This window comes from Lysinibacillus sp. SGAir0095, assembly GCF_005491425.1.
Taxonomy (GTDB): Bacteria; Bacillota; Bacilli; order Bacillales_A; family Planococcaceae; genus Ureibacillus.
In genome coordinates this window covers 1,877,972-1,901,320 of record NZ_CP028083.1, presented here as the reverse complement: position 1 = coordinate 1,901,320, position 23,349 = coordinate 1,877,972, and the positions used below count along the sequence as shown (strand labels likewise).

At 36.0% G+C, this 23,349-nt stretch carries 25 protein-coding genes; 4 read left to right on the top strand and 21 right to left on the bottom strand.

The genetic code is table 11. From position 1 onward, the window contains the following. Nucleotides 1-26: 26 nt before the first annotated feature. The 5 genes from C1N55_RS09350 to C1N55_RS09330 form a co-directional block, all read right to left on the bottom strand. Nucleotides 27-983 carry a thymidylate synthase gene (locus C1N55_RS09350; protein ID WP_137728578.1) on the bottom strand — a complete coding sequence of 319 codons (957 nt, stop codon included), beginning with the start codon at nucleotides 981-983 and terminating at the stop codon, nucleotides 27-29. Between the two features lie 82 nt (nucleotides 984-1,065). Continuing rightward, nucleotides 1,066-2,265 (bottom strand): GGDEF domain-containing protein, encoded by a 1,200-nt coding sequence (locus C1N55_RS09345; protein ID WP_137728577.1) that lies wholly within the window; start codon nucleotides 2,263-2,265, stop codon nucleotides 1,066-1,068. Between the two features lie 368 nt (nucleotides 2,266-2,633). Beyond that, nucleotides 2,634-3,155 (bottom strand): (2Fe-2S)-binding protein, encoded by a 522-nt coding sequence (locus C1N55_RS09340; protein WP_137728576.1) that lies wholly within the window; start codon nucleotides 3,153-3,155, stop codon nucleotides 2,634-2,636. Then, complete coding sequence (gene pucD, locus C1N55_RS09335) at nucleotides 3,146-5,404, bottom strand: xanthine dehydrogenase subunit D (protein WP_137728575.1); 2,259 nt, start codon at nucleotides 5,402-5,404, stop codon at nucleotides 3,146-3,148. Before pucD ends, C1N55_RS09340 begins: the two co-directional genes overlap by 10 nt. Next, the gene (locus C1N55_RS09330) at nucleotides 5,401-6,303 is read right to left on the bottom strand and encodes an FAD binding domain-containing protein (RefSeq protein ID WP_137728574.1); all 903 of its coding nucleotides are present in this window, start codon (nucleotides 6,301-6,303) and stop codon (nucleotides 5,401-5,403) included. The genes pucD and C1N55_RS09330 overlap by 4 nt, the downstream gene beginning before the upstream one ends. A 344-nt stretch (nucleotides 6,304-6,647) precedes the next feature. Between C1N55_RS09330 and moaC the strand changes: the two genes are divergently transcribed. Further along, entirely contained in the window at nucleotides 6,648-7,133 is a 486-nt protein-coding gene (gene moaC, locus C1N55_RS09325) for a cyclic pyranopterin monophosphate synthase MoaC (RefSeq protein WP_137728573.1), read from the top strand. A gap of 53 nt (nucleotides 7,134-7,186) precedes the next feature. Here the strand turns inward: moaC and C1N55_RS09320 are convergent, their stop codons facing one another. The 13 genes from C1N55_RS09320 to C1N55_RS09260 all read right to left on the bottom strand — a co-directional run bounded on the left by C1N55_RS09320 (nucleotide 7,187) and on the right by C1N55_RS09260 (nucleotide 17,001). Next, nucleotides 7,187-7,696 carry a MogA/MoaB family molybdenum cofactor biosynthesis protein gene (locus C1N55_RS09320; RefSeq protein ID WP_137728572.1) on the bottom strand — a complete coding sequence of 170 codons (510 nt, stop codon included), beginning with the start codon at nucleotides 7,694-7,696 and terminating at the stop codon, nucleotides 7,187-7,189. A gap of 21 nt (nucleotides 7,697-7,717) precedes the next feature. Then, on the bottom strand, nucleotides 7,718-7,951 hold the full coding sequence (gene moaD / locus C1N55_RS09315) for a molybdopterin converting factor subunit 1 (protein ID WP_137728571.1): 234 nt from the start codon (nucleotides 7,949-7,951) through the stop codon (nucleotides 7,718-7,720). Between the two features lie 21 nt (nucleotides 7,952-7,972). Continuing rightward, nucleotides 7,973-8,413: a molybdenum cofactor biosynthesis protein MoaE gene (locus C1N55_RS09310; protein ID WP_137728570.1), complete on the bottom strand. Its 441-nt coding sequence runs from the start codon at nucleotides 8,411-8,413 to the stop codon at nucleotides 7,973-7,975. 20 nt (nucleotides 8,414-8,433) lie between these two features. After that, a complete protein-coding gene (gene glp / locus C1N55_RS09305; RefSeq protein ID WP_137728569.1) occupies nucleotides 8,434-9,705 on the bottom strand; it encodes a molybdopterin molybdotransferase MoeA in 1,272 nt (423 codons plus the stop codon). A gap of 12 nt (nucleotides 9,706-9,717) precedes the next feature. After that, on the bottom strand, nucleotides 9,718-10,734 hold the full coding sequence (locus tag C1N55_RS09300; RefSeq protein ID WP_137728568.1) for a MoeB/ThiF family adenylyltransferase: 1,017 nt from the start codon (nucleotides 10,732-10,734) through the stop codon (nucleotides 9,718-9,720). A gap of 3 nt (nucleotides 10,735-10,737) precedes the next feature. Further along, entirely contained in the window at nucleotides 10,738-11,409 is a 672-nt protein-coding gene (modB, locus tag C1N55_RS09295) for a molybdate ABC transporter permease subunit (RefSeq protein WP_137728567.1), read from the bottom strand. Between the two features lie 81 nt (nucleotides 11,410-11,490). Then, a complete protein-coding gene (modA, locus tag C1N55_RS09290; RefSeq protein WP_137728566.1) occupies nucleotides 11,491-12,264 on the bottom strand; it encodes a molybdate ABC transporter substrate-binding protein in 774 nt (257 codons plus the stop codon). A gap of 25 nt (nucleotides 12,265-12,289) precedes the next feature. Continuing rightward, complete coding sequence (gene moaA / locus C1N55_RS09285) at nucleotides 12,290-13,303, bottom strand: GTP 3',8-cyclase MoaA (protein ID WP_137728565.1); 1,014 nt, start codon at nucleotides 13,301-13,303, stop codon at nucleotides 12,290-12,292. Between the two features lie 20 nt (nucleotides 13,304-13,323). Further along, on the bottom strand, nucleotides 13,324-13,926 hold the full coding sequence (locus C1N55_RS09280; protein ID WP_137728564.1) for a nucleotidyltransferase family protein: 603 nt from the start codon (nucleotides 13,924-13,926) through the stop codon (nucleotides 13,324-13,326). Further along, complete coding sequence (locus C1N55_RS09275) at nucleotides 13,919-14,968, bottom strand: XdhC family protein (RefSeq protein WP_137728563.1); 1,050 nt, start codon at nucleotides 14,966-14,968, stop codon at nucleotides 13,919-13,921. The genes C1N55_RS09280 and C1N55_RS09275 overlap by 8 nt, the downstream gene beginning before the upstream one ends. Nucleotides 14,969-15,212: 244 nt before the next feature. Further along, nucleotides 15,213-15,404, bottom strand: a complete 192-nt coding sequence (locus C1N55_RS09270; protein WP_137728562.1) for an ABC transporter permease — start codon at nucleotides 15,402-15,404, stop codon at nucleotides 15,213-15,215. Nucleotides 15,405-15,717: 313 nt separating this feature from the next. After that, nucleotides 15,718-16,200 carry a hypothetical protein gene (locus tag C1N55_RS09265; protein ID WP_137728561.1) on the bottom strand — a complete coding sequence of 161 codons (483 nt, stop codon included), beginning with the start codon at nucleotides 16,198-16,200 and terminating at the stop codon, nucleotides 15,718-15,720. Nucleotides 16,201-16,395: 195 nt separating this feature from the next. Further along, nucleotides 16,396-17,001 carry a YpjP family protein gene (locus tag C1N55_RS09260; protein WP_137728560.1) on the bottom strand — a complete coding sequence of 202 codons (606 nt, stop codon included), beginning with the start codon at nucleotides 16,999-17,001 and terminating at the stop codon, nucleotides 16,396-16,398. Nucleotides 17,002-17,800: 799 nt separating this feature from the next. On the opposite strand from C1N55_RS09260, the gene C1N55_RS09255 reads away from it, so the two are divergent. The 3 genes from C1N55_RS09255 (at nucleotide 17,801) to C1N55_RS09245 (ending at nucleotide 20,158) form a co-directional block, all read left to right on the top strand. Further along, the gene (locus tag C1N55_RS09255; protein ID WP_137728559.1) at nucleotides 17,801-18,586 is read left to right on the top strand and encodes an amino acid ABC transporter substrate-binding protein; all 786 of its coding nucleotides are present in this window, start codon (nucleotides 17,801-17,803) and stop codon (nucleotides 18,584-18,586) included. 155 nt (nucleotides 18,587-18,741) lie between these two features. Beyond that, entirely contained in the window at nucleotides 18,742-19,398 is a 657-nt protein-coding gene (locus tag C1N55_RS09250) for an amino acid ABC transporter permease (RefSeq protein WP_137728558.1), read from the top strand. A gap of 13 nt (nucleotides 19,399-19,411) precedes the next feature. After that, nucleotides 19,412-20,158: an amino acid ABC transporter ATP-binding protein gene (locus C1N55_RS09245; RefSeq protein ID WP_137728557.1), complete on the top strand. Its 747-nt coding sequence runs from the start codon at nucleotides 19,412-19,414 to the stop codon at nucleotides 20,156-20,158. Nucleotides 20,159-20,778: 620 nt separating this feature from the next. Here the strand turns inward: C1N55_RS09245 and C1N55_RS09240 are convergent. The 3 genes from C1N55_RS09240 to C1N55_RS09230 all read right to left on the bottom strand — a co-directional run bounded on the left by C1N55_RS09240 (nucleotide 20,779) and on the right by C1N55_RS09230 (nucleotide 23,259). Continuing rightward, nucleotides 20,779-21,570, bottom strand: coding sequence for a class I SAM-dependent methyltransferase (locus C1N55_RS09240; protein ID WP_137728556.1), 792 nt, complete (start codon nucleotides 21,568-21,570; stop codon nucleotides 20,779-20,781). Further along, nucleotides 21,558-21,989, bottom strand: a complete 432-nt coding sequence (locus C1N55_RS09235; RefSeq protein WP_137728555.1) for a BrxA/BrxB family bacilliredoxin — start codon at nucleotides 21,987-21,989, stop codon at nucleotides 21,558-21,560. The genes C1N55_RS09240 and C1N55_RS09235 overlap by 13 nt, the downstream gene beginning before the upstream one ends. A 76-nt stretch (nucleotides 21,990-22,065) precedes the next feature. Next, nucleotides 22,066-23,259, bottom strand: coding sequence for an MFS transporter (locus tag C1N55_RS09230; RefSeq protein WP_137728554.1), 1,194 nt, complete (start codon nucleotides 23,257-23,259; stop codon nucleotides 22,066-22,068). Nucleotides 23,260-23,349: the final 90 nt, after the last annotated feature.

Here is a 23,349-nt window from a genome sequence, read left to right as displayed (position 1 = left end):
CAGTGTTTTTTAGGTCATGATGTAATCTAAACGGCAATTGGTGCCTTGATAGATGGATGTGGATTATAGTTTTCCAACGTAATATCCTCCAGTTCCATATCAAAAATAGATGCTTTGTCAGTATTAATCTTTACTGTTGGTAAATCTTTTGGATTTCTTGATAGCTGTTCATTTACCTGATCTGTATGATTTAAATAAATATGAGCATCACCAAAGCTATGTACAAACTCCCCTACTTCTAATCCACATTCATGGGCAATGAGATGTGTCAACAATGCGTAAGATGCAATGTTAAACGGTACACCTAAAAATACGTCTGCACTACGCTGGTATAATTGACAAGAAAGCTTGCCTTCTGCAACATAGAATTGGAAAAACGCATGACAAGGCGGTAGTGCCATATCGTCTACTTCTGACGGGTTCCATGCAGTCACAATGAGGCGGCGTGAATCTGGATTGTTTTTAATTTGATTAATTACTTTCTTTAATTGATCAAGTGATTCACCATTTGGAGTTGGCCATGAACGCCATTGTTTTCCGTAAACTGGACCTAAATCTCCAAATTGTTTTGCAAACTCATCGTCATTCAAAACTTTTTCGTTAAAAATATCCATTTGTTCTGCCAGTAGTGTTGCAAATTCTGCGTCCTGAACGGCACGTAAACCAAAGTTTTTCATATCCGGTCCGGTATACTGATTAGACTCAACCCATTTTTTAAAGGCCCATTCATCCCAGATATGATTATTATTTTCTAACAAATAACGAATATTTGTGTCCCCTTTGATAAACCACAGCAATTCACTTGCTACGAGCTTAAAAGGTACACGCTTCGTTGTTAATAATGGAAAGCCCTTTGATAAATCAAATCTCATTTGATGACCAAAAATACTAATTGTACCGGTTCCAGTTCTATCTTCTTTTTTAACACCATTTTCTAAAATATGTTGTACTAAATTTAAATAACTTGAATCTGGATGCTGCATTTCTACCACACTCCTAACCTACTAAAACCATTATACAGAAATTGCAGACAAAAAAAAGGACGTTTCATTAAAATGAAACATCCTACAAGACATGAATTTGATGTCGATATTCGAAACTATTTCTGCCATTTTCTTTGACAGCGTACAGTGCTTCATCCGCTTCACTTATACATTCAAAAATTTCATTTAATTCCATTATCATTTTCGTACAAGCTCCTATACTCACCGTCACTACTGTGTCAATTGTTGAGGACTGATGCTCAATGTTTAACTCGGAGACACCTTCTTTAATTTGATAACAAATATTTTGTACAATTTCCTCTATCACGTTGGGTAAAATTAAAACAAATTCTTCTCCTCCCCATCGCCCTGCAAAACATTGATATTCCATAGAAATTTCATGCAGGAGTCTCCCAATCTTACTTAAAACAATATCACCTTCAAAATGACCATATGTATCGTTATATAACTTAAAACAATCCACATCCACCATAATCACTGAAATGGATTGTGGTGATTCTAAGATACTTTGTTGAAGTTCGATTAAATAAGCATTGTACGCTCTACGATTATATAAGTTTGTTAAAGGATCCAGTGTAGCTTCTTTTTCAAGCTGTCGATTTGCTTCTTTTAACAGTTCATTAAGATTTTGTAAATATTGAACTTCTTTCTCCTTTTCGAAACGAAGTTCTTGAGAATCAAAATAGTCAATATAGGTGGATTTTGATATGAGAAACGATAATGTTAATAACGTAAAGATATAAAGAGCCTGAAAAGGAAAATTAGCCTCATTTCCATAAAGCATTCCTAATTCTAGTAAAAGTATGATACTTGAAACAGAGAGTAAAATAAGTATTTCTTTTGATTTACTTACTAAAAAAGGAATGCTTGAGAATAATATTATTGTATAAAGAAATATAGGATGAATGAGATTATGACTATGGATGGGAAGAAATGCTGATATATTCAAGGAAAATGCTAAAAATGAATGGAGCAATAGTTTATTCGGTTTATAATTACTCTCAGTTACCTTAATTTTTCTTATATCGAGCAAATAGACATAAATTAAATGTATAATCAGTAAGATAAAATATTGTATCCATCCAATAGATTCTTGGCTATTATATTGGATAGAAGGAACCATTTCCATCGTATAAATAATGATAATTATAGTAACGAGGACTGTCATATATATTTTATTCATAAGACTGACTCTTTTAAGATTATGATTTAGCGCTTCAACTTCAAGAGTAAATCCTACTTCTTTTTTCTCATATTTCATCTTCTACCCACCTTTAAATCTGCTAATAAACTAATAAAGTAAAAATCTATTTGATTTCCAAATAAACTATTAGACAGTTTAATTTCCATTCAATTTCTTTTTTTCTAGTTGCTATTAAATATATGTATTTAACCTAGCAAAAAGACCATGCTTTATGTACTATATATATGTCTAAAGTCTTTTCTAAAAGGTATAAACTCGTTAAAAACTCCTAGAATATACATAGAAAAAACGGTTGATTGCTCGTAAATCCCGAACTCAACCGTTTTCTTATATAACTAATATACTTTTGAAAATAATATTAATTGCTTTTCTATTGGCAATCGCTAATTCTTTAATTCAATTGCTATTAATGAACCATTCAAAGCTTAAATCCCCCCATTTTTAGCTGATAAGCTTTGTACAGAACGAATAATCCCACCATACCCAGTACATCTGCATAGATTTCCAGCGAGTGCCTCTTTTATATCCGTTTCGGTAGGTGTCGGATTTAAGGCTAGAAGATACTTCACCGCGATTATCATTCCTGATGTACAATAGCCACATTGAAAACCGCCTTCTGTTAAAAAGGCTTCTTGTACTTCATCAAATGTAACGCCTCCAATTCCTTCAATTGTTGTAATTGATTTGCCGTTTACTTGATAGGCCATAACTAAACAAGCATTCACTAATTCACCATCCAGCAAAACACTACAGGCTCCACACCGACCAATTCCACAGGAGATTTTTGTTCCTGCTAAATTCAATTGCTCTCTCAAAATATGGATTAGCTTTTCAGTTGGAGATGTTTGAATCTCATATTGTTCCTCATTAACCGTAAATGTTAGTTTGATCATAGGCTCAATATTCGTAGCAATCGGATTTTCTAATACTTCATTGTTTAAATCCATGGCAGCATCCCCCTTGACTCAACTTTCTCAAGAATCTCTTCCGATGAGATTGGTAATTTTGTTACCCAACAACCTATGGCGTCATGAATCGCTTTAACAATTGCTGGTGTTATGGCAATGGTGCCAATTTCTCCAACCCCTCGTGGGCCATAGTTGTCTCCCTCATACAAATCCTCAATGGCATAGACATTTGTATCAAATGGAACATCCACGATATTTGGCATTAAATAAGAATCAAAGTTATGGGTAACGTATTGAGACTTGAGCATTTTTACTTCTTCCATCATTGTGTACCCTAAAGACATGACTCCTCCACCTTCAATCTGACCTCTGAACCCATTTGGACTTACAACTGGTCCAGCAGAAATGACATGATTAATGGAAATTACCTTGACTTTACCCGATAGGATATCTACTTCTACATTTACCTTTACTCCACCGAAGGAATATAAAAAATGACCACCATTCACAGCATCGGGAGTCACAGGGAAATGAAAACTCGTGATAACCGTTCCATCTTGTAAACCTTCCGCACATTCTTTATAGGTCATACACGGTCCATTGTCTTTTCCAATTTCCCAAATACCATTATCACCAAGGTATAAATTTTCATGTGGTATCGAGAGAACAGATGAAACATGTTCAACAATTTTCTTTTTAAAAGGTTCTTTCATTTTTTGTAATGATTGCCATACGATACTTGTTCCTCTAGAGGCTGTTGATGACCCTGATACAGGAACAACAGATGTATCGCCAATAACAATTTTGATATCCTGCGGGCTACAGCCAACCTCTTCAATAACAAGGTTTTCAATAACAGAGAGTAATCCCTGGCCACATTCTTCAAATCCAAAGGAAATTTCGATTTTTCCCTCTTTATTCAATGAGAGCCTTCCACCTGCACTGTCTAGTCGACCGAATCCTAGTCCTCCTCCATGCATGGCAATGGCAATGCCCGATCCGAAGCGTTTCCATTTCGAAGCTGTTTGTTGATGATCAGATGACTCACTAAGCTTTTGAATTTCGTTTAAGACTAAGGCCGCACTATCCGTCGGGGCAATACGATGCCCTAATGGTCCTAAGTCCGTAGCTTTCCTTAAATTCATTCTTCTTAGCGCTATAGGATCCATATCCAACACATTAGCTAAACGATCCAACTGACCTTCTAGTGCAAAAGTGATTTGATTCCCGCCAAATCCTCTAAATTCACCTGTCACCCCATTATTCGTATAAACAGAGATTCCTTCTGTTTCTATATTAGGAATGATATATGGTCCTGCAGCGTGCTCAACAGCAAAGTCAAGTACAGCAGGACCGAGTGTGGCATAAGCACCTTTATCAGCGATGATTTTTACTTGGTGCGCAAGGATCTTACCCGTGGAATCTGTTCCTGTTTTCGCAGTAATTTTCATCGGATGGCGCTTCAAGCTGGCTCGAATAGATTCCGCTCTAGTGTTGTGTATTTTTACCGGGCAATTTGTTTTCAGCGCTAGAAGAGCAGCATAAGGCTGGATATTTAATTCATCCTTCCCCCCAAATGAACCTCCAATGGGACTAGAAATGATCCTTATCATAGTCTCAGGCATCCCAAGAATTCGAGAAAGCTGGAAGCGATCCTTAAAACCGTGCTGAGTTGCTGCGTATACGTAAATTCCTCCATCTTCTTGTGGAACTACGACCCCTCCTTCTGTTTCCATATAACCATGTAGCTGTCTTGGAAGTTCATAGGTTTCTTCAACAATGGCTTCACATGCTTCGAATGCTGCCGTGATATTACCATTTGAATAAGATGAACGATGACAAATGTTCCCAGCTGGGTGCAGCTTAATAGCATTTGATAATAATGCTTTTTCCGGAGTATCAATGATTGGTAGAACCTCATACTCTACTTGTATAAGCTTTAGTGCCTTTTCAGCAATTTCAATGGATGTCGCAGCTATGGCAGCCACTGCATCTCCTACATAACGAGCACGTTCCTCACATAGGACGGGCTGATCTGGAATAATCATCCCAAATCGGTTCATTCCAGGTACGTCTTTATATGTAAGTACTGCCTCGACACCCGGAAGATTTTCTGCTTCTTCTGTTTGAATAGAAAGAATTTTTGCGTGGGGATGGGAACTTCTTAGAATTTTGCCATACAGCATATTTGGGAAAGTCAAATCCGTTAAATATTTTAGAGAGCCGGTCACTTTAGATACTCCATCTGGTCGCACTCGATCCTTATCTACTTGGATATTAGATTTCATAGTTTCACTCCTCTATTGTTTCCACTTTGACTGAACTGACTTTGAAGCTCAGCAACAATAAGATTTGCAGCCACTTTTTTTCGATAATTACTTGTTACGAAGGCATCCTCGGCCGCTATAAATTCCTGCGTTATCACAGAATAAATAGTCTTCCAGTCTAATTCTTCGCCCTTTTTTCCTATAATGAATTGTTCTGTCTTTTCCAAGCGTAGCGGTTTGTTGTCTCCCCCTCCGATGGCAATTTTCACATCAACTATATTGCTTGATTCATCCCATTTTATTTTTCCAGACACTGTTAAAATTGCAGCAGTAAAAGTTTCTCGTCTTCCAATTTTGCGATAGAATGTATAATTTTCCAAAATGTCTTTATCTAATGGAATCAATATATAGGTTAATAGCTGGCCTTTGTTTGTTGATTGGTTCAACCAATCCCAGGCCATCATTTCATTTACTTGCTTTTCATCTTGAAATACTAGTTTTGCATTTAATGCAAGTAGGAATGGTATTAAGTCCCCAATCCCTCCCATAATATTGCCTCCGATAGTTCCCCGATTTCGAACCCCTGGTGCTGCAATTGTTGTTAATGCATTACAAATAATAGGAAACTCTTTTAATATGGTATTGGTTAGATAACTTCCCAGAGGTGTTATAGCCCCGATTGATAGTTCTCCTTTTTGCAGATCAAATTGAACGGATTTTAATTCCGTTATTTGCTCAAGACTTATAAGGTAATCTGGTATATTTCGGCCATTCATCCATTGCAATTGTAATAAAGTTGCTCCGGAAACAAATTCCGCTTCTGAACCATACTGTTTCTTCAATTCAATTGCTTTTTCTATTGTTGTAGGAATTAAGATAATCGGTGACTTGACGTTCCATGAATCTACCTGATTAGCCATATTTATATCCCCCTTTAGGATTATGTAAGTAAAAAGTGATTTTCATTGCTGAAGGTGTATGTAGATAATGTGAAGGAAAAGTGGTAATAGCCTCTCGTTGATATCAATCGCTCAAAATGATGTGATATTACCTAACATAATATCAAGGATGTTTTGGCATGTCACTAACAAATTATCCTAATAGTCAGAATATTTTTAGTTATTTTAACTAAAAGTTCTCTTTTAACACTGAAAAACATGTAACAAAATATAACGCCATCTTCACTTATTTAGAGTTACAAATTTTAATTATCAATTCCCGTATACTACTCTATAATTAGATTAAGAACATTGGAGGGATTGTCATGTCGAAATTAACACATTTCAATGAACAAGGAAGAGCACAAATGGTTGATATATCTGAAAAAAAAGAGACAGTTAGAACGGCGATCGCCCTCTCTTCTATAAAGATCAATCAAGATATTTATGATGAAATAATAAATGGCAAGAATAAAAAAGGTGATGTACTTGCAGTTGCACAGATAGCAGGTATTATGGCTGCCAAGCAAACCGCCAACATTATTCCTATGTGCCATCCGATTTCTTTAACAGGGGTCAATATCTCATTTGATTGGAATGTAGATGAGGAAGCATCTATATATGAAATTACAATTCAAGCAGAAGTAAAAACAAAAGGATCTACTGGTGTTGAAATGGAGGCATTAACAGCTGTTTCTGCTACTGCGTTAACCATTTATGACATGTGTAAAGCAGTAGATAAAAATATGATTATCGGGCCAACCATGTTAATGAATAAAACAGGTGGAAAAAATGGAGAGTTTTTACGCTAAACATATAAAAGCGAAGTTCGTATGTGTATTAAATAAGAACTTCGCTTTTTCGTTTAGTTATCTTTTTTTAGTTCATTCACAATATGTACAAGTTCCGGCACAATTAACTTTTCCATTGCAAGCTTTACGGCACCCGTGGAACCTGGAGTCGAAAAAATAACAGTTCCATTTGCAATTCCTGCAATCGCTCTTGAAAGCATGCTTGCAGAACCGATTTCCTCATAGCTCAACATTCGAAATAATTCACCAAAACCAGGAATAGGTCGATCAATTAACTCCTCCACAACTTCGAATGTAACATCACGATTTGAAATTCCAGTTCCGCCATTTGTTATAATAACATCCACATTCATATCCTGGATACCAGAAATGAGGGTCGATTTAATATCCGCTTGTTCATCCCTAATAATCTGGTAGCTTGTGATTTCAAAGTAATTTTTCGACAGAAGCTCACAGATCACTTTTCCGCTTTTATCTGTCTCGTAAGTACGAGTATCGCTAATCGTGACAACCATGACCTTCACATTTTTCAGTTTGATTTTTTTATGTTCCTCTAAACTCACAGTTTAAGTTCACTCCCAACATCACCCACCACTAACTGGCGGGAGAAATGCTACAATATCACCAGATTTAACGATTGTTTCCTCATTCGAAAACTCTTCGTTAACAGCAGTAAGTACTTGCTGTAAATCCACATAGGGATATTTCGACTCAATAAAGTTTTTCACTTCTTTTACAGTGCATTCTGTATCTTCCAGCAAAAGTGAATCTGATCCAATTTCTTCTTGAAGACTTGCAAATAATAATATTTTGATCACAGGTTCCACCTCGCTTAAAGTTTATTCATAGGATTTTTTTTGCAATTGATCGCCAATCCATTTTGTTCCGTCTTCCCAATACTCCTTTTTCCATATTGGGACCATTTCTTTTATACGCTCGATTGCGTATTCATTTGCTTCATAGGCTTCTTTACGATGCGGGGAAGAAACGGCTATCACAACTGCTATATCAGAAATATCCAGTCTCCCGATGCGATGTGTAATTGCTGCCATTGTACCCGGCCATCTACTTCCAATTTCCTCTCCTATCTCAGCTAGTTTTTTTACGGCCATGGATTCATAAGCTTGATATTCTAGATATAACGTTCTTTTACCATTTGTAAGCTCTCGAACCGTTCCTATAAATACTGTAATAGCTCCAGCATTCACTGACTTCACTTGTTGAATGACTTCCTCAACAACAATTGGAGTATTTACAATCGAAAAATATTCATTCTTCATCACTTACACCTCCAATGATTCTAAATTGTAAAGTGACAATCTTTTTGTCCCTCTTCTGATAGCAATAAAAAATCGACTACACACCCTATTTCATACCCAACGTCACTTGGAGGAAGTACTACTAGTGCCTCTGCACCCACTAATGAAGTAATGGAACTCGACATATTTAGTCCATTCGAAGAAACAAATAGTTTCGTACCTTCTACTTTCACTTTCGTTCGGATGAGCTGGGTGTATGCATTAGGAACTGGAAATTCCTCAGCTAATATGGCTTTATGGGAAATAAGATAAGGCTCCATATTTCCTAGTAAAGTTTTCAAGACAGGTTTAACAAATAACTCAAATCCTATGAAGCTTGCAGATGGATTACCTGAAAGACCAAAAAGGAATTGATTCTGCACTTTAGCAACTGTCGTCACACTCCCTGGTCGCATAGCAATCTTGTTGAATAGTACCTCTGCTCCCAACCGATTGTATATTTCAGGAAGATAGTCAAAATCACCAACAGAAACCCCACCAGTCGTAATCAGTAGATCTACTTGCTTTAATGAATGCTCAACTGTCGTATAGCTTCTCTCTAAATCGTCCTCCAGTTTCCCTAAATAAATCGGCTGTGCTCCTTGCATTTCAATCTGCGCCATTAACATAAAGGAGTTACTATTTCGGATTTTTCCAGGTGCAAGTGGTTCATTCACTTCCAACAATTCACTCCCTGTAGCAAGGACACCTACTTTCGGTTTTACCCCCACTAAAACTTCACTATATCCAAAGGTTGCAAGTAACCCCATAACTCCAGGAGTAATTCGCGCACCTTTTTTTACAAGAAGGGTTCCTTCTGAAATTTCCGACCCTTTTTTAAATATTTTTTCATTGATCGGGATTTGTTCATCTATTGCAATAAAATGTCTGCCTTCATTTTTTAGTTCCTTTACATGCTCGAGCATAACGATGGCATTACAGTTTTTCGGAACTTCTGCCCCTGTCATGATTCGAACAGCTTGAAATTCTTTCATTTCCCCATGAAAAACTGCCCCTGCACCAATATGTCCTACGACTTCAAATTCAATGGGACATTCTGTAGTAGCGAGTTTCGTATCTTCAGCACTTATGGCATAACCGTCATATAGGGAGCGATCAAATGCGGGGACGTCTGCATTGGCAATGAGATCCTCTGCTAAATAACGCCCACTTGCATTCATCAAGGAAATTCGCTCAACCTCACCTGTTGGTACATCGCTCATTATTTTTCCGATTGCTTCACCAATTAAAATTGCTTTTCTAGCTGTTACCATGTTCTTCACCTCTTAGCCTATTAAACTGTAATAGAGTTTTTTTGCCTTTAGAACGTCATCTATTCCGTGGATAAAAACTCGACCATCCTGAAAGAAAACAAAACGGCAAGATTCAAATTCACACGTCAATAAGTATGGGTTTCGTTTTACAATATGAAATTTATTCAGCTTTGCTTCTAGCCTCTCTAAGCTGAAGCTACTGTGAGTTGGCGGACGTAATTGGACTGTATTTCGACCACACAATACTGAAGTTTTAGTTTGTGTCTCATAGTGCAAATAGGGATACGTTGCATCAGATCCGCAAGATAGACATTCAGCACTTTTTGCCTTATCTACGCGAAAAGTATAGTTTTGGTTTTTCCATAAATCAATTGATAAAAAAGTCTTTCTAAGCGAATCAAAATCCTCTACTAGTAATTTTATGCATTCAGTTACCTGGTGCGTTGCAATCATTTGTACAATTGGATTAATGACTCCGACATGATCACAAGTTGCCCCTGTCATCGGGATTTTCTTTAAAAGGCAGTGAAGACAAGGCGTTTTACCCGGTATTATTGTATAAGTCATCCCGTAGCTGGCAACACAGGAACCGAAAATAAAGGGAATATGGAATTTTTGAGATAAATCGTTTAAGATAAAGCGAATATCAAAATTATCCGAAGCATCAATGATGATATCAGCGTCTTTCAATAATGGAGGTAAATTTATATTGTCTGCATCCATCACAAAATCATTTATTTTCACTTCACTGTTTATAGCTGATAATCTTCGTTTGGCAGCAACCGCCTTTGGAATAACCTCGTTACAATCCGCTTCACTATATAACTGCTGTCTATGTAAATTACTCCACTCCACGTAATCTCGATCTACAATCGTTAATGTACCAATTCCCGCACGAACAAGCATCTCTGCGTTCGCACTTCCGAGGGCCCCCATACCTACAATTAACACATGTTTTTTTGAAATATTCTTTTGTCCTTGTTCGCCTACAAAGGAACACAGTTCTTGCTTATAATATCGATTGTCCATCTTTTAGTAAGTCCCTTCATTTTTTTCTTTTGAGCGAACAAAAAATAATAGGAAAAAGGATAAAATCATGATCGTAATCACCCATGCCCAAGCAAGAAACATATTCCCATTATCGATTGCCATATAAATGGCTGTTGGAACTGTTTGGGACACTCCAGGAATATTCCCGGCAAACATCAGTGTTGCTCCAAATTCACCTATCGCTCTTGCACTACTTAGAACACAGCCAGCTATGAGCGCTTTTCTTGCTAGAGGTAGTGATACCCGTAGAAATACTTGTCTTGTGTTAGCTCCCAAGTCTATTGCTGCCTCTTCAACCCCATTATGAATGCTCTGGAAACCTGCTTTTGCCGTTTGAAACATTAAAGGAAAAGCGACTACACTAGCTGCAATAACAGCTGCATGCCATGTAAACAATAGTGTTTGACCAAATATTGCTTTTATCATACCGCCAATAAAACTCTGGTTACCAAAAATAACGATTAATAAAAAACCAATGACTGAGGGAGGAAGGACTAATGGAAGCATAAACAGTGTTTCAAGCAGCACCTTAAATTTAAAGACTTTTCGAGCAAAAACATAACCTAATAGTGTACCAGCTAAAATAACTATGGCACTTGCAGCAATTGTTACTGTTACCGATAATTGAATCGGTTCCCAAAACTGATTCCACATAAAACTCCCTCTATTCCATATCAACTTCCACGTTATATTGCACCCTTCGTTACCTCGATGAATGCGTCTAAAATTGTTAATTTATTGAATGTATGTAAATCCGTATTTAATCCAGATCTCCTTTACTTCTGCACTCTGTAAAAAATCATAAAATTGTTTTGCTTCTGAAAGGGAACCCGTATTTTTAAGAATTCCGACAGGATATGTAATTAAATCATGGCTTTCTTCATCGACAGTCGTGATAATCTTTACATTTTCTGAGACAATGGCATCTGTTTTATAGACAAACCCAGCAGCTACATTCCCCGTTTCCACATATGTTAGAACTTGTCTAACATCCTTTGCATAAACTATCTTACTTTCAATTTTTGGCCATAAATTTAATTGATCTAATGATTGTTTTGCATAAGTGCCTGCAGGGACAATAGATGGGGAACCAATCGAAACTTTATGGACTTCATCTGAAATTAAATCTTCAATTTTTTCTAGCTGTAATTCCCCATCTTCAGCAGTTATTAAAACAAGTTGATTACTAATAAACGTAGCACTTTCTTGAATAAGTTCTTTTGAAATTAAGTCATTGAATTTCTCACTTGAGGCGGAAAAAAACAAATCAACAGGTGCTCCTTGTTCAATTTGCTTTGCTAGAGAGCCAGAAGCTCCGAAATTATATTGGATCTCAATGTTTGTATGCTTTTTTTGAAACTCTTCGGAAATTGCCTTTAACACATCTTGCAAACTAGATGCTGCTGAGATTGTTAATACAATGGGATCTTCCTTTTCTGTACTGGAATAAGAGCACCCACCCATAACAACAGCTAAAAAAACAAAACATATATACACTCGTTTTTTCATAAAATTCCCCTTTAAAAAAGAAGAGTCAGCCTCCTATATAAGACATTTCAATCTTCTTTTTTGATGGTTTTTTACTTAACTCGACTCTTTGGTCTGAATAGCGGTCTTCTCTTTTATTCCAAAGGTTTGAAATAGAAAGTGCTATGTCCTCATCTGTTAGATCTTTATTTCTTATTAAACCGACTAAATCAGTCCCCTGTGTAGCAAATAAGCATGTAAATAACTTTCCATCTGCTGAAATTCTTGCTCGGTTACAGGATGAACAGAAGCTTTCAGATATAGATGAAATAAAGCCCACTTCCGTATCCGTATTCTTATATCGATACCGTTTTGCAACTTCGCCCAAATAATCCGGTTCAACTGGTTCAAGTGGCATTACTTCTTGAAGGTTGTTTAGAATTTCTTTACTTGGTACAACCTTTTCCATATCCCACCCGTTGGTATTACCCACATCCATAAACTCAATGAATCTCAAAGTATACCCTTTTTCATAACAATATTTCGCTAGTGGCACTATATCTACTTCATTTAATCCCCTTTGCACCACCATGTTAATTTTAATTTTTAGCCCCAAAGAAGCGGCTTGTTCAATGGACTTTAAAACCCTTGTTATGGGAAAGTTCCGTCCATTCATCTTGCCATAATTCGTCGGACTAAGACTATCTACACTAACATTAATACGCTTTAAACCAGCATCCTTTAACTTTTGTGCATAATGCCCCAATAGAATTCCATTTGTAGTCAGGGCAACATCTTCTATCCCTTGAATTTTATTAACTTGTTCAATCAGAAGAGGTAAATCCTTTCTGAGCAGAGGTTCTCCACCAGTTAACCGAATCTTTTTCACACCTAAATGAGCAAAAATCCTTACTAGATTCTCAATCTCGTTAAATGTTAATAACTTTTCAGCAGGAAGAAAAGAATAATCTGCTCCAAAAACTTCTTTTGGCATGCAATACGTACAGCGAAGATTACATTGATCCATAACGGAAATTCGTAAATCACGGAGTGGTCTATTTAGCGAATCCATAATTGTCATACTGCACCACACTCCTTTAGTTATGATTGAAAAAGAGATTCGTACTCTTGTGGGGTATCAATATCTAAATTCAATCTAGTATTTTCAAAGTCAACAACTATTAATTTATCTTCATTTGCTTTAATAATACTTTTCCCTCCTTCATCTCCTTTTAAGGACTGAAATTCATGGAATAAGCTCTTATCAAATAAAATCGGATGTCCGTGCTGCGTGGCATATCGTGGACGAATGATTTTTATACCTTTTTTCTTGTTTTGCCTATAAACATGAATTAGATTTTGAACAACATCATTTGAAACAAATGGCTGATCACCTAAAAAAATGAAAACTCCATCCACTTCCGCATCTATTGCATTGATACCAGCTTTTAAAGAAGAAGACATACCCCTTTCATATTCAGGGTTATGAACGATTGCTATTTGATTCGAAAATTCACTTAATTCCAATTGTAACTGTTGAAAGTATTTTCCTCCAACAACTATGATTGGCTTAAATTTTTGCGACACCGCTACCGAAACAGGATAATGTATAAGTGGAGCATTTAAATAAGGTAAAAACAGCTTGGGTTTCCCCATACGAGCAGATTGACCAGCTGCTAATATAATAGCACCTATTTTACACATGTATTTTCCCTATCCCATGTAAATGATTTTGCGAACGACCAGCTCTTATGCTCATTAGCTCTGAAATGATACTAATAGCCACTTCATCACTCGATTCTGCACCAAGATCTAAGCCTATTGGGGAGTGTATTGGCGCACTCTCAAGAGAATAACCAATATTTGAGAGCATTTCGTTCGTTCGATATGTGGGACCCAAAACGCCTATATATTGAGGTGATGTTTCGATGGCCAATTTTAGGCTTTCTTCATCCTTTTCTTGATGATGATTCATAATAATCCACCAGCAATTGACGAGCTCTTCTTTTAAAAGACTTTCTAACTCCTGCGTAAGATGAGTTGCCCCAGGAAAATATTGTTCGTTATTAAAGTGAGCACGGGTATCTAATACAGTAACTGAAAACCCTGCTCTCCATGCTAAATCAACGACAGGAATAGCATCTTTGCCTGCTCCGGCTATTATTAATCTCTCACTCGGTTTTACTACATCCATATAATATCGCTTATCTTTGTTTAAAACGATTTCTGCTCGAGTTTGCTTAGGAATAGCAGAATCTGCATATTCTAAAATGTCTATTGGAAAATTGGCCTTATTGTGAACTTCGGGATTACCTGTCTCTAGAGCAGCCATTTCACCGTTTTCCATATCTATTATAAAAGTAAAAGGAAGATTAAGGGATAAAAATTCATTAATTTTATTGAAAAGAAGATTTTGAGGTTGGATTGGGAGAAAAATAAATTCCAAATTTCCTTTACAACCAATTCCCAAGCTCCAAATTTCGGTTTCGCTTAGATCATATTGTAAAGTCATGATTTGATTACTTTTAAAAACTTTTAAAGCCCATTCATATAAATCGTTTTCCAAACAACCACCACTAATTGTACCGACCATCGTCCCGCCAGAAGTCATCAGCATTTTCGTACCTGGTAAACGGTACGCAGAACCTTTTGCATCGGCTAAAATTACTAATACGGTTTGTTCATTCTTTTCCCAAGCAAGCTGCATATGGCGAGAAATCACTTGAAACTCTTGTAATTTAGACATAGAAACAACCTCCTCCACCAAAACTTTTCATTATATTAACAAAATTCGAAATTATTAGTCAATAAAAAGAAAAATTTTTGATTTTTCAAGAACGATAACATCTAACGTACTGATGACACCTTTAAATCCGTATGTTTTTAGATAAAATAAAAAAGGCGCTGCTCGTATTACCATTACATGCTGAGCAGCGCCTTTAATCAAATGTGTCTAAATCATCATACAATTCAAGTTGTTTTTCCAATTGTTATGTTGCCTCCCGTAAAATTTGTTTGTTATTTTCAAGAATTTGAAGAATTTGTTGCAGAATTTTTTCTTCAGTTTTAGGAGATGAATTGACCTCCTTCATAATAATTTTGTTTAACTCCAAAATTGTGCTTACGTCGAGTTTATGTTTCTCTGCTAATTGAAACGCTCGCTCTAACTGACCGGTTATCATCGGCATCCTCCTCAAAATGTTATATCTTTATTTTACCTTGAAATGATAAATTTTTCACTATTCAAAACAAAATAAATTATTTAATTGTAATTTACTCATCTTATGCAAAAGTTATTCATCATGTCTCAACTCAATTGGCCAATAAAATAGTTCCAATTGAGCAAAATATAAGCATAAGGAAGGTGAATCATTGACATTTAAATTCGTTGGATTTTGAATTGTGCAATAGCATTGCTATCAATAACAAGAGTTCAAAAGGAAGTCTAAAAATGATTAATTTACCTAATCCAAAAAAGCATCCTGTTTTAGGATGCTAGTATACATTGTTCTTAATATTTATTGTTATTTTAACTGTATCGTATAATTTATTTCGCATTCTTCCTGCTCTATTTTTCCAATAAAAATAAAAGGCAAATAATAGTACATATACAATACCAAAGAAAGTGATAAACATCAGAAATTGATTTAAATAATCCATTGCAACTGATACGTCCGCTTCAATTAATTCATTATTTATTAGTACATAGCCTGACATATAAGAAGCTATAAGAACAGCAATGATTACAATTATACCGTTAAATAAGCTTACAAAGAATGATTGAATCGATTTTTTATTTTCTATTACTTCTTGAATTGTGTTCATCATAATTTCAAGTTCTGAGACACTTAAATCCTTGGTGTTCCTTTTTACATAATTCCCCATGGTATGTGCATCGTAAATATCCAGATTTAAAGCACCATCAAAGAACTTCTTAATTTGTCTTATATCATACAATAACTTAAAATTTTTACTCATCTATTCTTCCTCCTATTTTTTATAAACCTACCCATAATTCCCTATAAACCCTATTATTACCAACTTCACTTTTGGTTAAACAATCAAATTTAAACCAACTTTTCCTTTAAGCAAAAATCCAATTTTAAACATAGGTAATACTAAATTTTTAATACAAAAAAACACTCATAGATAACTACGAGTGTTTACGTTATTTTAGGATAACCATTTCGGAGGTGTGTTTTTACTCCAATAAATTTCACCTAAAGAATGGTGTGCGATAAAATTGTCTTCTGAAGTGTGATAATGAAAGTTATAGTAATAGCCGTCTTGTGGACGCTTTTCAGTGCGGACGTGGAACCGGATTAGATCTTTTCCGCTTGTCCCATCTGAAATATTAAATATTTTTTCATTGTATTCACCACTTGGCTGATTTGAAATTGCTAAGTATTTAAACGAATCTCCATCTAGACCTGATAATGTCAACTCAATTACTTCTTCTAGTTTTGGGTAGATTCTGTTTTCGAATTCATTACTGATCACAGGAGCAATTCTTGAACCAAATTTTATGTATGATTGTTCTTTTGCTGCGACTAATATAGGTTCTATATCTGGCGTATCAATCGTTTCTAGATTGGAAAAACTATCTTCGACGAGAGTTGATGTTGGTTCGGTTGTATTGCTGGCTACATTAGTACCCTCTGAACCATTATTAGATTGGCCGTTATCTAGATTATCCCAAATTTCATGATTCGGTGTAATTAATCCAAATGTTAATAATGCTACTGTTATTACAAGTGTTTTCTGTAACCATTTTTTCATGGAATCACCTTCAATATCGCACAATTTTGTAAAAACCTTCTATTAACTAATACGTTTCAATCATTAAAAGGTTTCATCTTTTTCTATTTCATTGTACAATAATATTGTAAATAAAGCGTGTTTTTTTTATCAAGGGAGGTTTACAGTATGGAAATCGCAGCAGGATTTGGTTTATTACTATTACTAGGTTACTTAACATCTATGTGCTTTACTGACTAATTCACATGGTAAAAGCTACTGCAATCAGTAGCCTTTTTTGCTCAAAAAATTGGACAAGGGGTATCCGAATTTCTCGGATACCCCTTTAGCATTTCTATGGAAAAATATAAATAAAAAATGTCTCAACCCTATCATCAGGGGAATTTTATGAAAAGATGCAAACACTTGCATCTACCAACCGCGGTAAAATTCCACTAAACGCTTTCTAACCTAAGCAACGCAAACCCTACCTACTTTTGCGTCCTTGCAAGCCTCTACTTGCGCCAGTGTGAATAAGTATCTTTAAAAACTCTAGCGAAACGCCAAATTTATCTACATCAAACCTAAAAATTGCATATAAGTACTATATCATAATTTATGTGTAAAGTAAAATCCATTGATACTCTTTGATTTCACAACATATAATTGAAACTTAGAAATTTTTTGTCTGAATAATACGACTTCTATTAATTGAATTCGAGCTTTATTGACACAAATCTATCAATATGCTATTCTTTAACACGTTAGTAATTTAGTGAGTGAAAGCGTCGCTCGCGATCAAATAGAAAAATATATAAAGACATCAAGGAGACAGATGATTATGAAACGTAAATTTTCACTAGTTTTTATCCTAGCAATGATCTTAACGATTGTTGCTGCTTGTGGAGCAGATGAAAAAACAGAAAGTTCTTCATCTGGTAAAGAAACTTTAGTTATCGGAATTGACGATACTTTTGCACCGATGGGATTCCGCGATGATAACAATGAAATCGTCGGATTTGATATTGATTTAGCAACTGCCGCTGCAGATCATATGGGCGTTGAGGTAAAGTTCCAGCCAATCGATTGGTCTACAAAAGAATCTGAATTAAGCAGTGGACGTATTGATTTAATCTGGAATGGCTATACAGTTACTGAAGAACGAAAAGAGAAAGTATTATTTACAGAACCTTATCTAGAAAATGCTCAAGTTGTCATGACTGTTGCAGATTCTAAAATCGCTACATTAAATGATCTTGCAGATAAACAAATTGGGATTCAGGCTTTATCATCAGCTCTAGATGCTTTAAACGCCAATCCAATTAGCGAAAAAGTATCGTTAAACGAATACAAAGATAATGTTTTAGCTCTGACAGACCTGAAAGCAGGTCGTATTGAAGCAGTTGTAATTGATAAAGTTGTTGGTGAATACTTTATGACGCAACAACCTGATACGTTTAAAATCCTAGAAGAATCTCTAGCACCTGAAAAATATGCTGTTGGTGTTAAAAAAGGCAATGAAGAACTTCTTAATGAAGTACAAGCTGCTTTAGATGCAATGAATGAAGATGGTACTTCAACAGAGATTTCAACAAAATGGTTTGGAGAAGACATCGTTCTAAAATAATTGTCAAACAACAACCCAATTAAATGAAAATCAATTGATAAGAGTTTCCATATCCATGTGAAGCTCTTATCTTTTTGACCGATTTTTATTGAATTAAAAGACTAACCAACAACACCGACTATCGATTTAGTCGGTAACCTTAAGGAGGAGACATTATGGTTGAATATTGGAATAAAATTATTTGGCCAATGCTTGAAGGAGCCCAAATGACTGTACTCCTTTTCTTCATTGCAATAATCGTTTCAATTCCACTTGGTTTCTTGCTCACTTTAGCTGTAAAAAGTAGCTTTAAGCCATTATCGTACCTTGCCTACAGCTATATTACCGTAATGCGTGGTACACCACTTTTACTACAGCTCTTATTAATATGCTTTGGTTTACCTATGCTACCGATTGTTGGTGAATACTTAGTATTTGACCGCTTTGTTGCAGCATGTATCGGATTTGTATTGAACTATGCCGCTTATTTCGCAGAAATTTTCCGGGGTGGCTTACTTGCAATTGATAAAGGACAATACGAGGCAGCTCAAGTGTTAGGGTTATCGAAATGGCAAACAACAACTCGTGTGATTTTACCCCAAATGTTCCGTGTTGCTTTACCTGCTGTTTCAAATGAATCGATTACTCTAATCAAAGATACTGCCCTTCTATACGCAGTTGCGGTACCTGAACTTTTACACTTTGCTCAGACAGCAGTAAACAGAGATTTTACTATTGTTCCCTACTTCATTGCAGGTGTAATTTACTTAATCATGACATTAATCCTAACGGTATTCTTTAAATGGTTAGAACGTCGATATAAATTTGAATAGAGGTGAAATGAGCATGACACTAATCCAAGTTTCAAAATTAAAAAAATCCTTCGGAATAAACGAAGTATTAAAGCAGATTTCGTTTTCAATGAATAAAAATGAAGTGGTTGCAATTATTGGGCCATCAGGTTCCGGGAAAAGTACATTATTACGAAGCTTGATCAATTTAGAACAAATAAATGGCGGAAGTATTCAAATCGAAAATGAATATCTAGTAAAAGATGGGACTTACGTAAAACCGGCGGACATAAAAAAAGTAACCGGTAAAATGGGAATGGTGTTTCAGCATTTCAACCTATTCCCACACCTTACAGTAAAACAAAATCTCGAAATGGCTCCAAAATTACTTAACCTTCAATCACATGAAGAAATTGAAAATCATGTAAAAGATTTATTAGAAAAAGTAGGCTTAACAGATAAATCCGATGCCTACCCTTCTAATTTATCTGGCGGTCAAAAACAACGTGTAGCTATTGCTCGTGCTCTTATGTTGAATCCAGATATTCTGTTATTTGATGAACCTACTTCTGCACTTGACCCCGAATTAACAGGTGAAGTATTAAAAGTAATGAAGGATTTAGCTGAAGAAAGCATGACCATGATAGTTGTAACCCACGAAATGGGCTTCGCCAGAGAGGTTGCAGATCGCGTTGTCTTTATGGATGGCGGAGAAATCATTGAAACAAACAATCCAGAGCAATTCTTCTCGAATCCTCAAGCAGAACGAACAAAATTATTTTTACAGAAGAATTTTAAATAATAAATATGTGTTAGTATAGTGAAGAATTTTATTTCTTCACTATTTTTTTGTTGATTGGGTGGAATAAGTAGATATTCGATAGAGTGCCTACTTGTTGATAGTCAAGGTTATATGTTGAGGAATGAGTTGATGTTGGTCATAAAGTTCCTTATCTCCTCTTACGCTTATGAAGCACTCTTTGTGGGAAATTCGGATCATAAAGTGCTTCTTTTACTTGATGAAGAACTTTTATGTGGCAGATGCTTTTCAAAAAGTTCTCCATTTGCCTCAAAGTGATCTTTTAAGAGTACTTCAGTTGCATTAGATGCACTTTAAGTGGAAGATACTTTTATTAATACTCTATAAAAAGGATCCTGATTAAAAAATATAGGGTGAGTTTTGTCTACTAAACGAGATGTACTGTTATGAAATATCTCATCCAAGATGCATTTCATCAGCTAGATAAACTCCAATTCAATGCGAAAATCTATAGTGAATTCCTATTCATAAGAAGCATCATACACATTAAAAAGCCATCCACATGCTTAATTACATCCATCTTTTATATACCGTGAAATCATACACAACCCTAAGTCCACAAAAAAATAGCGATGAATATTCATCGCTATCACTTTTCCATACTAACTATTTTTTACTAAAACCCCGTAATGAAACTTCGATGTTAACCGAATTTCTCTTTGAAATCCAAATTCCTCAAATAACGTTGAACGAAAATGGGCTTTTAATACCACTCGTTTTCTTGCAACTCGCAAGGCTTCGTCGATCCATTCTTTCGACAAATGCAGGTGACTGCCAGCTTGCCGGAGTGCTTCGAAATTATTGGATTCTTCTATAGTTTCCTCAAACATTGGATCCATGTAAACAACATCAAAGGTATTGTCCGCCTGTTGTTTTAAAAACTCAACGGCTTCACTTTGTACTACTTGGATTTGACGCATACAACTGGTTAAAGGCAATTCAGTAGTATCGTAGGTTCTCATTCCATTTCGAACGATAAATGCAACATTTGCATCGTCCTCTAACCCGACTACTTTACCTTCCTCCCCTACTATAAAAGCAGCAAGCATCGAATCAGCACCCATTCCTAAAGTACAATCCAGGAAGGATTCTCCCTCTTCTAAGTTACACGCATCCAAAAACGGATCGGATTCTCCTCTTGCCACCCGCTTTAACCGAAAAGCAGCAGAATTGGGATGAAAAAAGAAAGGTGCATTCGCACCTTTCGGATAGTATTCATAGCGGTTTTTACCTGCAACTATGACATTTGCATCAAATAGCTGATTGATTTTGTTAATGGACCTCTTATTTCGCGGTTCGAATTCGCAATTTAAAGCTTCACAAGCCTTTTTTGCTAGTGACATCGATAGGTCATCTGGTCTTCCAGCAGTTGTTACTAGCGTTACTTTGCACATGCTTGTTTTAAGACACCTGTTAGATGTTCAGTGATTTGCTCCACTGGATAGCCTTCGATTTGATCACGTGGTATGAAGTACTCTAATTGACCGTCTTTTAAGATGGCAACTGATGGTGAACTAGCTGGGACTTCTTCAAAGAAACCGCGCATTGCAGTAGTTGCTTCACGATCTTGACCTGCAAAAACAGTAACTAAATGGTCTGGTTTCACTTCTTCAATTGCTTGACGTACTGCCGGACGTGCTAAACCTGCTGCACAACCACACACAGAGTTTATAACGACTAGAGAAACTCCATTTGCAGACGTCATAAATTCATTCACATCATCAGGTGTCGTTAATTCAGTAAAACCTGCATCTACTAATTCTTGGCGCATTGGTTGCACAATGCCTTTCATGTATTCATCATATGCGTTCATAATATCTACCTCTTTCATTTACTCACTAATCTATATTATACCAATGAGAACATTGGAATTTCAAAGTTTGTGCCTATTATGAGTTATTTACGCTTTCCATAATCGGCTTTATTTCTGGCTTTTTCCAGACTAATGCTATCCCTAAAGCTACCGCTAAAAATACCGTTGCTAAATAATATGGGTAATCAACATCGATATCAAATAGCATTCCCCCCAATATTGGTCCAATCGCATTGGCAAGAGAGGTAAACATCGAGTTCATTCCACCAACAAAGCCTTGATCATTCCCGGCAATTTTCGAGAGATAGGAAGTCGCTGCTGGACGGATCAAATCGAATCCAACGAAGCACATTGTAATTACTAAAATAATCATTATATAGCTGGATACTTGCGTTAAGGCAAAAACAAAAATGGCAGAGATGACTAAGCAAAGGCGAATTAACTTGATTTCACCCCACCATTGAGTCATACGGTCGAATAGTAGCACCTGCGACAATGCACCAATTAGAGCTGACACAGTAATAACTACTGCGATATCTCCTGGTGAAAAGCCAAATTTATGGTCAGTATACAGGCTAATGAATGATTCCACTACCGCCAAACCAAAGGAAGAAATGAATAAAATTAAAAAGGCTATTAAAAACATGGGTATTAAAATCTTTTTAAACGGAGATTTTGATTCCGTTTCTTCGACTACTTCAGGTTGGACTGCACGTTCAGGTTCTTTTAAGAAAAGAATTGACAATATTGTTGCTACAGCACCTAAAACAGCTGCCGAATAGAATGGAACACGTGTACCGATTTCTGCAAGGAAGCCCCCAACACCAGGTCCTATAATGAAACCTGTACTAATTGCAGCAGACATATAACCCAGTGCTTTTGGACGTGTATCGAACGTCGTAATATCGGCAATATAGGCCATAACAGCCGGCATAATAAATGCACCACTGATTCCACCCAAAATTCGTGAAATAAATAATACCTCTACCGATTTCCCTAAACCGAATAATAATTCCGATACAGCAAAGGTAGCTAAACCTAAAATAATCATAATTTTACGTCCGTATTTATCCGCAAAACGGCCGGCAATTGGTGATACTACAAGCGAAGTTAACGCAAAAGCAGCAGTTAAATAACCAACAACGGTTCCAGAAATCTGTAATTCATTCATGATCGTTGGCAAAACAGGAATAATTAGGCCAATACCTAAAAATGCAATAAACAAATTTCCTAATAAGATTGCTAGAACAATCTTTGTATTTTTATTCATAAGTAATACTCTCTTTCTTTAATTAGATGTTTTTTTAATTTTGCATATGCATCTATAGCAAAATCATATTTTCATTCCCCTAACCACTAT